The sequence below is a fragment of the Pantoea sp. NGS-ED-1003 genome (genome assembly GCF_000738765.1).
GTDB lineage: Bacteria > Pseudomonadota > Gammaproteobacteria > Enterobacterales > Enterobacteriaceae > Pantoea > Pantoea septica.
Window position 1 is genome coordinate 1 of the sequence record NZ_JPQA01000001.1, and the last position, 14,191, is coordinate 14,191.

Genomic DNA, 14,191 nt, shown 5'->3' on the forward strand with positions numbered 1-14,191 from the left:
CACTGGAGCGGGCGGGGAACTGTTGGGGTGATGATTGCAAACAGTGACCTGGTTAACCCGATCCCTGATGTAGCAACCGTCGCATCAGTGCAGGCATACATTGAACCGCGAGCGCCGGTAGCGGGCGCTGATATTTACGTATTCGCTCCGACTCCTCGCATCGTTAATTTTCAGGTTCGTTTAAACCCTGATACTCAGGAAGTTCGCTACGCCGTAGAGGCGGAACTGAGGTCAATGATGCTTAGAGACGGTATCCCTGAAGGCGTCCTTAAGCCGTCTCGCATAAGCGAGGCAATCAGCATCGCGACGGGTGAATACAGCCATACGCTTGTCAGCCCGACATCCGATATTGCGATTGCCAGAGGTGAGATTGGCGTAGTGGGGACCATCTCATGGACTTAACCGCACAGTACCGCCAGATGCTAGGCGCACTGCTCCCGCGCGGTCCTGCGTGGGATGCTGATGATCCTCTTCTGACAGGCATGGCCCCCTCACTTTCAGCCTTGCATGAGCGCGGTGATGCGTTAATGAAGGAGATCGATCCTCGTTCAGTAACTGAGCTGATTGACCGCTACGAATCGATAAGCCGGCTTCCTGACAGCTGCGCCCCGGCTGGTGTGCAAACACTCCAGCAACGCCGTCAGCGGCTGGATGCAAAACTTAATCTCCCTGGCGGGATCAATGAAGCTTTTTATCTCGGGCAGCTTGAGGCGCTGGGGTATACGGGAGTCACGATCACCCGATACAACAAAAGCCAGTTCACCTGCCAGTCCAGTTGCACAGATTCACTCTACAGCGATGACTGGCGCTATTACTGGCAGGTAAACATGCCCGCCTCAACCCAGATAACCCCGATGACTGCCATCAGTGACTGCACAGACAGTCTGCGTGCATGGGGTGACACCATCGCTGAGTGCGTTCTTGAGAAACTCGCCCCCTCGCATACTTACGTTATTTTCAGATATCCGGAGTAAACATGCATCGTATTGATACGCCCACAGCGCAGAAAGATAAATTCGGGGAAGGTAAAAATGGCTTTACCGGCGGAAACCCGCAAACGGGAGAGCTTCCCACAGCGCTTGATGCTCCTTTTTTTGATTCATTACAGGAAGAGCTCAGCGCCGTCATTGAGTCGGCAGGAATTGCGTTAAATAAAGGCGACAATGCTCAGTTATTAAAAGCAATCCAGGCGATGATAACAAGCCTGTCTCTGGGTACGGCATCAAAAAGAAATGTAGGCACAGGGGCCACTCAAATCCCAGATATGAGCAGTTTTATTTTTAATCGATCGGGAACAGGTATTGCTAACAGAAAGATGACCCTGCAACTTCCGGGCGGTTTTATGCTCAAAGTGGTGAATGGCGCAGCTGACTCTAACGGCTATTTTTATCAGGCTTTCGACCAGCCTTTCCCGGGCGCACTTCTTTTTGCATGGGCTACAGAGCGAGCGCCTAACTCAAACCTACAGCAAACGTCTACTGTGAATGCCTCCATGGAGTATTCCAACCTTTCATACGGCGCAGCGCAAATGCGTGCGTTAACCAACGGCGGAGGTATTAACGCTCTGTCAGGTGCTGTTTCATTTTTCGCAATAGGATACTGATATGAGCAATTACATTTTTTCTGCGCTGAATGAAAATTATAACCCCCCGGTTGAAAATGCATTTTATTTTGTTTCCGATAAGAATATTTTCGAGGCCGCTGGGACATGGCCGGATAATTACATTGAAGTGAGCGATGAGGTTTATGCCCACTTTAATGAGCAGCCACCTGAAGGGAAAATGATTGGTTCTGACGGGAAAGGCAATCCGTGCTGGGTCGATACTCCACCGCTCAGCAAGGAGCAGCTGGTGAGCAATGCAGAGGCGAAAAAGACATTCCTGATGAACGACGCTGGTAATAAAATTGCTCCATTGCAGGACGCAGTCGATCTCGAAATTGCCACCGATGACGAGAAAGCTCAGTTAGCTCAGTGGAAGAAATACCGGGTGCTACTGAACAGGGTGGACACATCAACCGCACCAAATATCAGCTGGCCAGACAGTCCCTCATCCTAAAAAAGCCCCGGCGACGGGGCATGGGTATACCACACCGATCTAAGCAGGCTACGGGTAGGGTTACTAAAGCTTATTCACTCACCCTAACACCTTCCAAAACCCACTTTATAAAGCCCATAGTAAAACCGAACCGCACTATCTTGATAAAAATCCCTACTGATATTACTGTATGTGTATACAGTATTTTTTGGGGGGGATCATGCATGCCACGCGAATATGAAAAAGAAACAGCATTTAGAAACGCTATCAAGCGGGACCAGCAAGGCCGATACACAGTAACAACTGTAGATTTTGTCAAAGAGCTTGAGCGCCTGAACTGGCACTTTTCTTTGAAAGAGGCAAACTGCTGGGTAGAAATTTATACTTCGACTTTCCGCGATGTTTCTACCAAAGAAGGTGAAGAGCGCACGTTCCAGGTGTTTAACCCGAACGGAGGTCTGTAATATGAGCTTTTCGTCCCCGGCTCAGGATTACATTGAGCGTCGGATAACGGTAAAAGATCTCGTCGCGCATAATCCTGTGGCACTTCTAAAAATAAATGTTAACTAAAGTTAAGGGCAGACGTTGACATCCAGCGCGGACTAAACCGGGCTTACAGCAAGATAACGGTACTACCATTATCTTCTGAGGGTTCCTGCTTCAACGGATGGCGCAACATATCCACTCCTCCACAGGCAATCACGGCATGCCCTGCCGCTAAAATTTTCTTAGCTCTTATTGCACCATAGGCGGTGCAAGCACTGTCATCTTCAACTGGCTTCAGATTGTTGTCGCGCTCGTGCACGGTCACCAATTGTCCACCATTCCAAGATAGTTTGTAATCAAGTTGGCGTTTTAACTCATAGATGTTATTTACCGCAGTCGCTTTTTTGCGTGGGGAGCGGTTAAGAAGCGAGGTTGCATGCTCAAGATTTTCAATCACGACAATTGCGTGGTTTTTGCTGAGTGTGGTTGAAATCTTGTGGAAATGATCTTTACGCATATTAGATATGCGATGCAACAGGCGGTTTATTTTATGTCTCTGCTTGATCCAGTTACAGCTAAACTTTTTCTTTCTACGCAAACGCTTGATGCTTTTCTCAAGAGACCTTTCCATTTTTGGTAAAGTTGCTTGAGAAAAAAAATCGGTACCTTCAGAAGTTGTAAGGCATTCGATATTGCAGGTATCCAGTCCAACCATTGAAGATTGCAACGGTGCCGGTGTTTCAACCTCGGATTCGGTCTGTAAACTGACATACCATTTATCCAGCTTCATTGAAACTGTGACGTTTTTGATTACCCCTGTAATGTTGCGGCTTTTCCTGTAACGAACCCATCCCAGTTTAGGCAATTGGATTCTTTCATTGCCTTCATCAAGCTTCACACGCTGAGTGGGATAACGGAAAGCATCATTTCTGCCCTTCTTTTTAGGAGAAGGGAAGGTTGCTCTACGTGCAAAAAGATTGTTGAATGCTTTATCAAGATCCTTTAAAGATTGTTGAAGGATTTGGGAAGGGGCATTACTCAACCATGACATTTCTTCTTGGCTTTTCCATTCTACAAGCCAAGGTGCCATTTTATTATAAGAGATGTAGCGATCACCATTTCGCCAGATGTCGCTTTGTATAGTTAATGCGCGGTTATATACAAAACGGCAAGCACCAGCGAATGACTTCATAGAAGCAATTTGCGCTGGGGTTGGTTTCAGCTGAAACTTGAAAGCTTGGCGTCTGAGCATGTGGATAATCATTAACCTAAAGTTGAGACCTTACTTTAAGGCCCGGCTATTTCATCAGTAAACATACTGCAATAGCAATATTTTTACGGTTGAAACAGTAAAGCCCCCTGCAAAAGCGGGGGGCTTTGAGCTGTTAGCCCTGCAGCAGAGACAGAACCTGCTGCGGAACCTGGTTAGCTTTCGCCAACACGGAGTTACCCGCCTGCTGGATGATCTGTGCTTTAGACATGTTTGAAACTTCGGTCGCGTAGTCAGCATCCTGAATACGAGACTGTGCTTCAGACAGGTTAGTGGTGGTGTTGTTCAGGTTAGTTACCGCTGAATCCAGACGGTTCTGAATTGCACCCAGACTTGAACGGAAATCATCAACCGTTGCGATAGCTGCGTCCAGCGCTTTCAGCGGGTCAGAGGTAGACTGCTGAAGTTTAGCTGCGTCTGAACTAATGAGGGTTGCATTACCACCAGCGGTTTTGCCCAGATATACAGCTTGTACATCAGAATCATCTTGGGCTGCGCTGAAATCAGCAGTCACTTCATCGCCAGCGGCGTTAGCAGTGTAGGTTTTACCATTAATGCTGAGAGTGCTGTTGGTTTTGGTAGCGCCTTGCAAATCAAGGTCTTTCTGAGTCGCTGCAACATTATCAACTGTGCTTGCAGTAGTAAGCTGACCAGTAGAAGCATCAGTATAGATTCCGTTGCTGCTAAACGCGGCTGTAGTAGCTGCACCTTGAATAGTAACGCTAGTGCTCTTGCCATTTACTGTTGTGGAGAAAGTACCATTACCGTCAGTGTCTCCCACCGTCGTCATGGTTAAGGTCAAGCCTTTATAAGATACAGTGTCACCAATGGCTTTGCCTTTAATAGCATTTGCAATGTCAGTTGCTTCGCTAGTGTTAGCTGTGGTTGCGTTATTAGTAAAAGTGCCATTAGCTGAGTTGACGTACTGTGCAACGCCACCTTTAGTTACTGCGCCAGTAGAAATATCAACGTTAAAGGTATCTGCACCAACTTTGTAATTATCGGTACCAGTTGCGCCGAAATCTGAAACCAGTTCGCCTTTAGTAACTTTCTGTGCGCCATCTACGTTGAAGCCTGACAGACCCAGAGTTTTTGAGTCAATTTTCTTCAGGTCGATTGAGATAGTTTCACCGTCGTTCGCGCCAACCTGAATTTTCATGGTGCCGTCTTTCGCCAGCACGTTCACGCCGTTGAACTGAGTCTGACCAGAAACGCGGTCAATTTCGTCCAGACGTGATTTAATTTCGTCCTGGATTGATGACAGGTCGGAATCAGAGTTGGTACCGTTCTGCGCCTGTACGGTCAGTTCACGTACACGCTGCAGGTTGTTGTTAATTTCTGACAGCGCGCCTTCAGTGGTCTGTGCGGCAGAGATACCGTCGTTGGCGTTACGTGCAGCCTGAGTCAGGCCCTTGATGTTAGAGGTGAAGCGGTTGGCAATCGCCTGACCAGCTGCGTCATCTTTCGCGCTGTTGATACGAAGACCAGAAGACAGACGCTCAATAGAAGAAGAAAGAGCAGACTGGTTCTTGTTGATATTGTTCTGAGTGATCAGCGAGAGGCTGTTGGTGTTGATTACTTGAGCCATGGTAAAAGTTCCTATTAATCAAGTCATTTGGTTAGGTTTGGGCTTAAACCCCTTCGGCTTCTGCGCCGTCAAACCTAGTATCGTCAGGGCCCAAATATTCTTTAGTGTAAAATTCACCAATTTAAAAAGTATTTTCAATACTCAGTAACTCTCACGTCAAATCTGCATGTTTGTTGATCTCCAGGTCAGGAAAACTCGGCGGATCATCAATGTATCCCGTCAGAGAATCCTTCATCGCCAAGTCCAGCACCAGAATTTTGCCTACTGCGCTGTAAATCATCCCAAACTCAGTCAGTTCCGGCATGCGGCCGATATTAGACGTTTCATATTTTGACATTTCAGCCTGGCTCTCATTCAACGTTCAATTTAACTGGTATTACTCCAGCGTCAGCAATGACGCCGCCCCTTTTTTCCTGCAGCTCTCTGAAGCGGTCATGAAGGGATCGAGGATATAGCTCTGTGTAAATTTGCCATAGTGTCTTGAGCGATCTATGCCCTGTAACTTGAGCCACCTCTTCGATGACAAAACCAGCCTCAAAGAGCCGGCTTGCTCCCTCTCTGCGCAGGTCGTGATAGCGCAAATCCTCAATGCCCAATTTATTCCTCTCTTCTCCAAACACGATACTTATCCGTTTTTGTTTGAAGGGGAAAATCAGGTCACTGGTTTTTGGTTGCTCCTGCACGATATCCCAGGCCTCTCCAAGCAACGCAACATACATATGATTGCCAATTTTTTTTCGCGGATGCTTTCTATCCCTGACCAGTATGGCTTTCTGCTTTTCGTCTATGTCATCCCAACGGAGGCTTGTCACCTCTCCAATGCGCATGCAGGAGAGAATTGAGAAAAGGAATATACGGTGAAAGGGGATGCCTTTGTATGAACCCGCCGCTCGAGCCTCAAGGGCGTTAAGGAGCTGGCTTATTTCTTCAGATGTTGGTCGCCGGCTGCGCTTCTGAGAAGTAGAGATCATTCCCAGTCTGCTCATCTGATATTTGGCTTTTCTATAACAGTCCATATCAAAATCAATATTGAACATCGGGCCGGCAGCTCCGAGAATTGCCCCAATGAAGGTAATATCATTACGGATAGTGGACGGACCGGCACCTTGCGATGCTCTGTATTCCGCATGGCTAATGAACGTGTTAGAGGTGAACTCGCTCAGTGGTACCTCGCAGATTTCACTACGGCTAATCAGGCTGAGCGTTGATGCCTTACTTTTGCTGTAAGTGATGTTAGGGTGATTCATATACCGCTCTAACAGCTCACCAAAAAGCGTCGTCTGTTTCTGTTTTTCGACCGGAACGCCATTCTTTTCGATGTCTGCAACCCGGATAATGCCCCAAGATTTGGCCTCGGACTGCCTGGTGAAGGTTTCACGCTCGCGGTAAATTATCGCGCCTTCTTTCTTGACGGCAACTGTGCAGCGATATCTGATCTCGCCTTTTGTGGTCTTCCGTTTTTCAATACTGTAGTAAGCCATTCTTTTTCTCGCTATGGGCTCCCAAGGGGGCCTGCAGGGGGACCTGAGCACACAGAAACGCCTAATAATACTGTGATAATATACAGTGATATGCAAAGCATAAATCTGCAAATAAATTTATGTCATTGTTTTTAAATGAAATTTACCAAAGAGCAATTTACCGAGATACACTTATCTTGCTGGGGTTCTTTTTATCCGCAGAATTTTACCAGGCCGCGCCAGATGCCGCCAATACGGTTACACTCAGGTTATTGAGATCTCTGGGAGTTACACCATGAAACGCTCTCTGATTGTGGCGCTTGCGCTGGGTTCGCTGTTCGCCTCTCCCGCGCTGTGGGCCGCCGCCTGCGCTCCACACAGTAAAGCCGTCGCCAGCAACAACAGCTGGATTATGCTGGGCGGCAGCGCGAAAGGCGCGGTGCGACAGGTGATCGCCGGCGAGTTCGGCAAAGATGTCGATTCGCAAAAGCGCGTGCTTGGGCAGTTCGATCCCTGCGGCATCCTGCAGGTGGCTGACGTCACCTTCGATAAAAAAGAGCACAACGTCGTGCTGAGCATGGAGCAGCATATTGCGCGCGTGCAGGGCGGCTGGGTAGCGGAGTACGCCTACCTGGTGAAGGTGCTGAAAGAGGGCAAAGAGCAGGTGGTCGATAACCGTCAGGGCACCATTAGCTGGCTCACCGGTCAGCACGGCAATATCGTCACCGCTTCCGATAAATTCACCAGCATGGGCAAAAGCGGCTTTACCGACACCACCTATCGTTACGACGCGCAGCTGCGGCTGACGAAAAGCGTTTCGCGCGGCACCGACGCCCTGACCAACGGCGAAAGCAGCTGGCGCTGGAACCCGCAGGGGCAGGTGGTCAGCGCGATCACGGCGCGCAGCAAAGATCTCTATACCTACGATAAAGATTTTCGCGAATGGCAGCTGCACGGCACCGCGACCACGCCGGTCAGTTCGCTGCGTTCGGTCGACGAGTGTCAGCTATGGGACGAGGTCGGCAACTGCACGTTAAGCTATCTGCATGAAACCGAAGTATTCGACAAAGGCACTATCGAGCGCCATCTCAGCGCCGCCTATAAATATCAGTACTGGGACCGGCCTGCTGAGACGGAGTAGCGCGCAGAAATAGCGCGTCCTCGTTAAAAATTTGTTAAAGTGAGCGGAGCCATTTTCAGGGAGAGCGTTATGACCGCTACGCTGCTGTTCTCGTTTTTATTCGCTATTACTATTTTGACGCTGACGCCCGGTTTCGATACCGCGCTGGTGCTGCGCACTGCCGCCGCGCAGGGCTGGCGACGGGGCAGCGCCACGGCGCTGGGCATTAACCTCGGCTGTCTTGTGTGGGGCGTCGCGGTGGGATGTGGTCTGGGCGCGCTGCTGCTGGCGTCGGAAATGGCCTACAACCTGCTGAAGTGGATCGGCGCGGCCTATTTGCTCTATCTTGGCGTCAGGCTGCTGCTCAGCCCGCGCACGCAGCCGCTGCATGAAGCGGCGGCGGAAATCGCGCCGCAAAGCTATCTGAGCTGCTTCAACCGCGGCCTGTTCGGCAATCTGCTCAACCCCAAAATGGGCGTGTTTTACGTTACTTTTCTGCCGCAGTTTATTCCGGCGGGGGCGTCGGTGCCGCTCTGGTGCAGCCTGCTGGCGCTGATGCATATCGCGATTGGGCTGCTGTGGAACGCCGTCCTGATTGGCGGCAGCCACTATTTCGCCGCGCACCTGCGCCGTCCGGCGGTGCTCAAGGTGATGGACCGCCTGACGGGCATGGTGTTTATCGGCTTCGCGGCGAAGCTGGCGCTCTCGCGCCGCTAAGCGTCAGGGTTTGGTGGCGACCAGCACCGCACGCAGCGGCGCCGGGTAGCCTTCCACCGTTTTGCCGGCGTCTTGCGGGTCGAGAAACTCGGCCAGCGATTCGCTGGTCATCCAGCTGGTGCGGCGCTGCTCGTCGGTGGAGGTCACCGCATAATCGACAATTTTCACGTCGACGAAGCCGCACTTCTCCAGCCAGCTTTTCAGCGCTGCGGCCGAAGGGATGAAATAGACGTTGCGCATCTGCGCATAGCGTTCGCCCGGCACCAGCACATCCCGCTCATCTCCCTCGATCACCAGCGTTTCCAGCACCAGCTCGCCGCCGCTCACCAGCTGGTTTTTCAGCTGCAGCAGATGATCGAGCGGCGAACGGCGATGATAAAGCACGCCCATTGAGAAAACGGTGTCGAACGCCTGTAGCGTCGGCAGCTGTTCGATGCCGAGCGGCAGCAGATGGGCGCGTCGGTCATCGCCCAGCAGTTTGCGCACCGCTTCGAACTGGCAGAGAAAGAGCTGCATCGGATCGATGCCGACCACCAGCTGCGCGCCGGCGCCGACCATGCGCCACATGTGATAGCCGCTGCCGCAGCCGACGTCCAGTACGGTGCGACCCGCCAGTGAAGAGATATGCGGCGCGACGCGCTGCCACTTCCAGTCGGAACGCCATTCGGTATCGATAGCGGTGCCGTAGAGCGAGTAGGGGCCTTTACGCCAGGGCATCAGGTTGCGCAGCAGTTTCTCGATGCCCTGACGCTGACGATCGCTGAGATCGTCGCGCTCTGCGCTGACGCTGTGCAGCAGGTCGAGCTGCTGCGGCTGCAGCAGCGGCAAATGCTCAACCGACTTCTCCCAGTTGCGAAACAGGCCATGCAGATTCTCTTTCTGCCAGGCGGCGATCTGCGCCGGCAGCACCTCCAGCCAGCTGGCGAGCGGACCGGTGGCAATTTGCTGATAAAAACGGCCAAACTCAATCATTTCAACGCCACCAGCGAACCAAAGTTAAAGCACTGGAACCAGAGTTCCGCGTGAGAGAAGCCCGCCTGTTTCAGGCGCGCCTTGTGCGTCTCAACGCTGTCGGTCAGCATCACATTCTCCAGCATGCTGCGTTTCTGGCTGATCTCCAGCTCGCTGTAGCCGTTAGCGCGTTTGAAATCGTGGTGCATATTGAACAGCAGTTCGCCGACCTCGGCGTCCTCGAAGCTGAACTTCTCCGACAGCACCAGCGCGCCGCCGGGCTTCAGCCCCTGCCAGATCTTCTCCAGCAGCTGCAGCCGCGCAGGAGGATCAAGAAACTGCAGCGTGAAGTTCAGCACCACCATCGAGGCGTTTTCGATAGGGATATCGCGGATATCGGCCTCGATAACGTTCACCGGCGTTTCGGCGCGGAAGGCGTCAATATGGCGGCGGCAGCGCTCGACCATCGCCGGCGAATTATCCACGGCGATAATGGTGCAGCCGGGCGCCTTGATATTGCGGCGCACCGAGAGCGTGGCGGCGCCAAGCGAGCAGCCCAGATCGTAAACATGGCTGTCGGGCGTGACGAAGCGCTCGGCCAGCATGCCGATCATGGAGATGATATTCGAGTAGCCGGGCACGGAGCGCTGAATCATATCGGGGAAGACTTCAGCCACGCGCTCGTCAAAGGTCCAGTCGCCCAGCTTGTCGATGGGCGCGGAAAATAGCGTATCGCGGTCAGACATAATAAATCCGGAAAGACAACGGAAAGGGCGCTATTCTGGCAGAAAGTGCGGCGGGCTGCACCCTTTACCCCCGCAGCCGGTCAATGCAGCGTCAGCACCAGCTCCCAGGGCAGATAGATAAGGTTAAATACCGCCATGCCGCACAGGGCGAACAGCGTCAGCATCATGCCATATTTGCGCCCGGCGAGCGCGCTGCGGCGCAGCCCCTGCGCGTGCAGCACCCGGCCGGCGAAAAAAAGCAGCGCGGTCAGATGCATCATCCACATATCGGCGCCGTTCATCTCCATCATCACCAGCAGCAGCAGCGCCAGCGGAATGGTTTCGATCGCGTTGCCGTGAATGCGCATCGCTACGCGCAGATCGTGAAACCCGCCGTCGCCAAAGGCGACGCGATAGTGGCGACGGTAGCGCACCACGTCCAGCGCGAACTTCATCACCATCAACACGCCCAGTACCACATATAACGCACTTACCATGCTAATCCTCGTTCATCAGAACAGCGATTCCTGCTGCGGCCATGCGGGGCCGCTGCCGATGCCGGCGTCGATCGCCTGCAGCTGCGGCCATAAGCGCCGCACCAGCGGAAACACCTCGCCCATATCGGGTGTATGAATAAAAAACAGCGGGTCGCTTTCCGTCTGCCATTGTGCCAGTTTTTCGCGCCAGACCTGAAAAAATCGATCGCTCTGGTCTACGTCGTCGCTGCCGATAAAGCGCACCATGGGCCGCTCGCCGGTGCGCACAGCGTGAGGCGGCACGCGCGGCTTTTGCTGGCGCGCGTGCAGGGCGGCGGGACTTTGCGAGGTTGAGGCGTGCGTCGGGCGGCTGTCTAAAATCACCCGGTTGACGCCGCGCGCCTGCAGCCCCTGATTCAGGGCGCGCTCCGCCTCGCCCTTGGCGAAAAAGGCGGGGTGGCGCACTTCGACGCCATAGCTGAAGCGGCGCGGCAGCCCGTCGAGAAAGCGCCAGAGATCGGCGAGCTGCGCGGGCGCAAAAGTCGCGGGCAGCTGCAGCCAGTACTGTCCGATACGGTCGGCCAGCGGATCGAGCAGCCGCAGAAAATCGCTCAGCAGATCGTCGGTGTGCTGCAGCTGCGCCTGATGACTGATGGTCTGCGGAAACTTGAAGCAAAAGCGAAAATCGTCATGCGTCATATCGCGCCAGCGCTGAACGGTGTCGGGCGCGGGTAGCGCATAAAGCGTGGTGTTGCCCTCTACGCAGTGGAACAGCCGGGCATAATCAGCCAGACTTTCAATGCCCCAGCGTTTCCAGTGCGAATGCTGCCACTGCGGCAGCCCAATACGAAGCGTCACGGCCTCTCCTTTTCTGCTGGTTTTGCCCTATAGACTAGCCTGGTTGCCCGGGGGAGGAAAAACCGGCGACGAAATGCGGGGTTTGGCGCGGCTCTACTTATCCTGCCTGCCTTTTTCCATTATAATGGCCGCCTTTTTTGCGGCAGCATCTCAAAAGGTTACGCGGCCTGATGCTGCAGGCAGCAGCGGCGAAGTTAAAAGGATACGTTATGCGTACAGAATATTGCGGACAGCTCAATCTGTCTCATGTAGGTCAGCAAGTCACTCTTTGCGGCTGGGTCAACCGCCGTCGCGATCTGGGGAGCCTGATTTTTATCGACATGCGCGATCGCGAAGGCATCGTGCAGGTTTTCTTCGATCCCGATCGTCAGGAGGCTTTCCAGCTGGCGTCTGAGCTGCGCAACGAATTCTGCATCCAGATCACCGGCACCGTTCGCGCACGCGACGAGAAGAACAAAAATGCCGAGATGGCCACGGGCGAAGTCGAAGTGTTCGCGCAGGCGCTGACCATTATCAACCGCGCCGAGCCGCTGCCGCTCGACTCCAATCAGGTCAACAGCGAGGAAGCGCGTCTCAAATACCGCTATCTCGACCTGCGCCGTCCTGAAATGGCGCAGCGTCTGAAGACCCGCGCGAAAATCTCCAGCTTCGTGCGCCGCTTTATGGACGGCGAAGGCTTCCTCGATATCGAAACGCCGATGCTGACGAAGGCGACGCCGGAAGGCGCGCGCGACTATCTGGTGCCGAGCCGCGTGCACAAAGGCAAGTTCTATGCGCTGCCGCAGTCGCCGCAGCTGTTCAAACAGCTGCTGATGATGTCCGGCTTCGATCGCTACTATCAGATCGTGAAGTGTTTCCGCGATGAAGACCTGCGCGCCGACCGCCAGCCGGAATTTACCCAGATCGATATCGAAACCTCGTTCCTGACCGCGCCGCAGGTGCGCGAGATCAACGAGCGTATGATTCGTCAGCTGTGGCAGGAAGTGAAGGGCGTCGATCTCGGCGAATTCCCGCAGATGACCTTTGCCGAAGCGATGCGTCGCTACGGTTCCGACAAGCCCGATCTGCGTAACCCGATGGAGCTGGTGGACGTCGCCGATCTGCTGAAAAACGTCGAGTTCCAGGTGTTCGCCGGTCCGGCCAACGACGCCAAAGGGCGCGTCGCCGCGCTGCGCGTGCCGGGTGGCGCACAATTGAGCCGCAAGCAGATTGACGAATACGGCAAGTTCGTCGAGATTTATGGCGCGAAAGGTCTGGCGTGGATGAAAGTCAACGCGCGCGCTGACGGCTTCAGCGGCGTACAGAGCCCGGTGGCTAAGTTCCTTAACGAAGAGATCGTCGAAGCGATTCTCAGCCGCACCAACGCCGCCGACGGCGACCTGATCTTCTTCGGCGCCGATCGCGCCAAAGTGGTAGCGGACGCGCTGGGCGCCCTGCGCCTGAAAGTGGGCCGCGATCTGCAGATCACCAACGAAAGCGCCTGGGCGCCGCTGTGGGTAATCGACTTCCCGATGTTCGAAGAGGACGACGAAGGCGGCCTGGCGGCGATGCACCATCCGTTTACCGCGCCGAAAGAGATGTCGGCGGAAGAGCTGGCGGCCGATCCGCTGAGCGCGGTGGCGAATGCCTACGATATGGTGATCAACGGTTATGAAGTGGGCGGCGGTTCCGTGCGTATCCACAGCGGTAACATGCAGCAGGCGGTATTCACTATTCTGGGCATTGACGAGCACGAACAGCGCGAGAAGTTCGGCTTCCTGCTCGACGCGCTGAAGTACGGCACGCCGCCGCACGCGGGCCTGGCCTTCGGTCTGGATCGTCTCACTATGCTGCTGACCGGCACCGAGAATATCCGCGACGTTATCGCCTTCCCGAAAACCACCGCGGCGGCCTGTCTGATGACCGAAGCGCCAAGCGAAGCCAACCCGGCGGCGCTGGCGGATCTCGGTATTCAGATCGCGCCGAAGAAAGAGAAGTCAGAGAATAAGTGATGTATAAACATCCGGTATCGGTGCTGGTAGTGATTTTCGCGCAGGATACCGGCCGGGTGTTGATGCTGCAGCGACGCGACGACAGCGATTTCTGGCAGTCGGTCACCGGTAGTCTGGAAGCGGGCGAAACCCCGCTTCAGGCAGCGCGGCGCGAAGTGCTGGAAGAGCTGGCCATTGACGTCGCGGGCGAGAAGCTGGCGCTGGAGGATTGCGGCAAAGAGATCGAATTCGAAATCTTTCCGCACTATCGCCATCGCTATGCGCCCGGCGTGACGCACAACCGCGAACACTGGTTCCGGCTGGCGCTGCCCGCCGAGCGGCAGCCGACGCTCAGCGAGCATCTCGCCGCGCGCTGGCTCGATCCCGCCGCCGCCGCCGCCCTGACTAAGTCCTGGAGCAATCGCCAGGCGATTGAAGAATTTATTTAGCTGCTCGCCGCGTCTCTTCCGGCAGCAGCCTGGATCGTAAAAAACGGTGCAATCTAACAGAACTGCGCCTTAAAACTTAAAGCGT

Annotated in this window: 17 protein-coding genes; 9 read left to right on the top strand and 8 right to left on the bottom strand. The window is 54.1% G+C overall.

Annotated elements, in window-relative coordinates:
• From JS46_RS00005 to JS46_RS23125, 5 genes are all read left to right on the top strand, one after another.
• Positions 1–402 (top strand): baseplate J/gp47 family protein (locus tag JS46_RS00005; protein WP_033746468.1); only part of this gene is annotated, 402 nt, incomplete at its 5' end.
• Positions 393–974 (top strand): YmfQ family protein, encoded by a 582-nt coding sequence (locus JS46_RS00010; protein ID WP_033746472.1) that lies wholly within the window; start codon positions 393–395, stop codon positions 972–974. The genes JS46_RS00005 and JS46_RS00010, both read left to right, overlap by 10 nt.
• 2 nt (positions 975–976) lie before the next feature.
• Positions 977–1,603 carry a hypothetical protein gene (locus tag JS46_RS23035; RefSeq protein WP_051905526.1) on the top strand — a complete coding sequence of 209 codons (627 nt, stop codon included), beginning with the start codon at positions 977–979 and terminating at the stop codon, positions 1,601–1,603.
• Position 1,604: 1 nt separating this feature from the next.
• Positions 1,605–2,057 carry a tail fiber assembly protein gene (locus tag JS46_RS00020; RefSeq protein ID WP_033746475.1) on the top strand — a complete coding sequence of 151 codons (453 nt, stop codon included), beginning with the start codon at positions 1,605–1,607 and terminating at the stop codon, positions 2,055–2,057.
• Between the two features lie 203 nt (positions 2,058–2,260).
• Positions 2,261–2,500, top strand: coding sequence for a DNA polymerase V (locus tag JS46_RS23125; protein ID WP_072010375.1), 240 nt, complete (start codon positions 2,261–2,263; stop codon positions 2,498–2,500).
• Between the two features lie 149 nt (positions 2,501–2,649).
• Here JS46_RS23125 and JS46_RS23130 read toward each other — a convergent pair whose 3' ends face one another.
• From JS46_RS23130 to JS46_RS00040, 4 genes are all read right to left on the bottom strand, one after another.
• On the bottom strand, positions 2,650–3,774 hold the full coding sequence (locus JS46_RS23130; protein WP_072010376.1) for an RNA-guided endonuclease TnpB family protein: 1,125 nt from the start codon (positions 3,772–3,774) through the stop codon (positions 2,650–2,652).
• A 133-nt stretch (positions 3,775–3,907) separates the two neighbouring features.
• Positions 3,908–5,380, bottom strand: a complete 1,473-nt coding sequence (locus JS46_RS00030; RefSeq protein ID WP_033746477.1) for a flagellin — start codon at positions 5,378–5,380, stop codon at positions 3,908–3,910.
• Positions 5,381–5,531: 151 nt separating this feature from the next.
• On the bottom strand, positions 5,532–5,717 hold the full coding sequence (locus tag JS46_RS00035) for a hypothetical protein (protein WP_033746479.1): 186 nt from the start codon (positions 5,715–5,717) through the stop codon (positions 5,532–5,534).
• Between the two features lie 13 nt (positions 5,718–5,730).
• The gene (locus JS46_RS00040; RefSeq protein WP_051905528.1) at positions 5,731–6,861 is read right to left on the bottom strand and encodes a site-specific integrase; all 1,131 of its coding nucleotides are present in this window, start codon (positions 6,859–6,861) and stop codon (positions 5,731–5,733) included.
• A gap of 274 nt (positions 6,862–7,135) precedes the next feature.
• On the opposite strand from JS46_RS00040, the gene JS46_RS00045 reads away from it, so the two are divergent.
• Both JS46_RS00045 and JS46_RS00050 read left to right on the top strand, forming a co-directional pair.
• On the top strand, positions 7,136–7,981 hold the full coding sequence (locus JS46_RS00045; RefSeq protein WP_033746485.1) for a hypothetical protein: 846 nt from the start codon (positions 7,136–7,138) through the stop codon (positions 7,979–7,981).
• Between the two features lie 69 nt (positions 7,982–8,050).
• Positions 8,051–8,677 carry a LysE family translocator gene (locus tag JS46_RS00050; RefSeq protein ID WP_033746488.1) on the top strand — a complete coding sequence of 209 codons (627 nt, stop codon included), beginning with the start codon at positions 8,051–8,053 and terminating at the stop codon, positions 8,675–8,677.
• Between the two features lie 3 nt (positions 8,678–8,680).
• Here JS46_RS00050 and cmoB read toward each other — a convergent pair whose 3' ends face one another.
• From cmoB to JS46_RS00070, 4 genes are all read right to left on the bottom strand, one after another.
• Positions 8,681–9,649 (bottom strand): tRNA 5-methoxyuridine(34)/uridine 5-oxyacetic acid(34) synthase CmoB, encoded by a 969-nt coding sequence (gene cmoB, locus JS46_RS00055; protein ID WP_033746491.1) that lies wholly within the window; start codon positions 9,647–9,649, stop codon positions 8,681–8,683.
• Positions 9,646–10,374, bottom strand: coding sequence for a carboxy-S-adenosyl-L-methionine synthase CmoA (gene cmoA, locus JS46_RS00060; RefSeq protein WP_033746494.1), 729 nt, complete (start codon positions 10,372–10,374; stop codon positions 9,646–9,648). Before cmoA ends, cmoB begins: the two co-directional genes overlap by 4 nt.
• 80 nt (positions 10,375–10,454) lie before the next feature.
• Complete coding sequence (locus JS46_RS00065; RefSeq protein WP_033746497.1) at positions 10,455–10,850, bottom strand: MAPEG family protein; 396 nt, start codon at positions 10,848–10,850, stop codon at positions 10,455–10,457.
• A 15-nt stretch (positions 10,851–10,865) separates the two neighbouring features.
• The gene (locus tag JS46_RS00070; RefSeq protein WP_033746499.1) at positions 10,866–11,687 is read right to left on the bottom strand and encodes a DUF72 domain-containing protein; all 822 of its coding nucleotides are present in this window, start codon (positions 11,685–11,687) and stop codon (positions 10,866–10,868) included.
• A gap of 209 nt (positions 11,688–11,896) precedes the next feature.
• Between JS46_RS00070 and aspS the strand changes: the two genes are divergently transcribed.
• Both aspS and nudB read left to right on the top strand, forming a co-directional pair.
• Complete coding sequence (gene aspS / locus JS46_RS00075) at positions 11,897–13,678, top strand: aspartate--tRNA ligase (protein WP_033746502.1); 1,782 nt, start codon at positions 11,897–11,899, stop codon at positions 13,676–13,678.
• The gene (gene nudB, locus JS46_RS00080; RefSeq protein WP_033746504.1) at positions 13,675–14,106 is read left to right on the top strand and encodes a dihydroneopterin triphosphate diphosphatase; all 432 of its coding nucleotides are present in this window, start codon (positions 13,675–13,677) and stop codon (positions 14,104–14,106) included. Before aspS ends, nudB begins: the two co-directional genes overlap by 4 nt.
• The last annotated feature ends 85 nt before the right edge of the window (positions 14,107–14,191 follow it).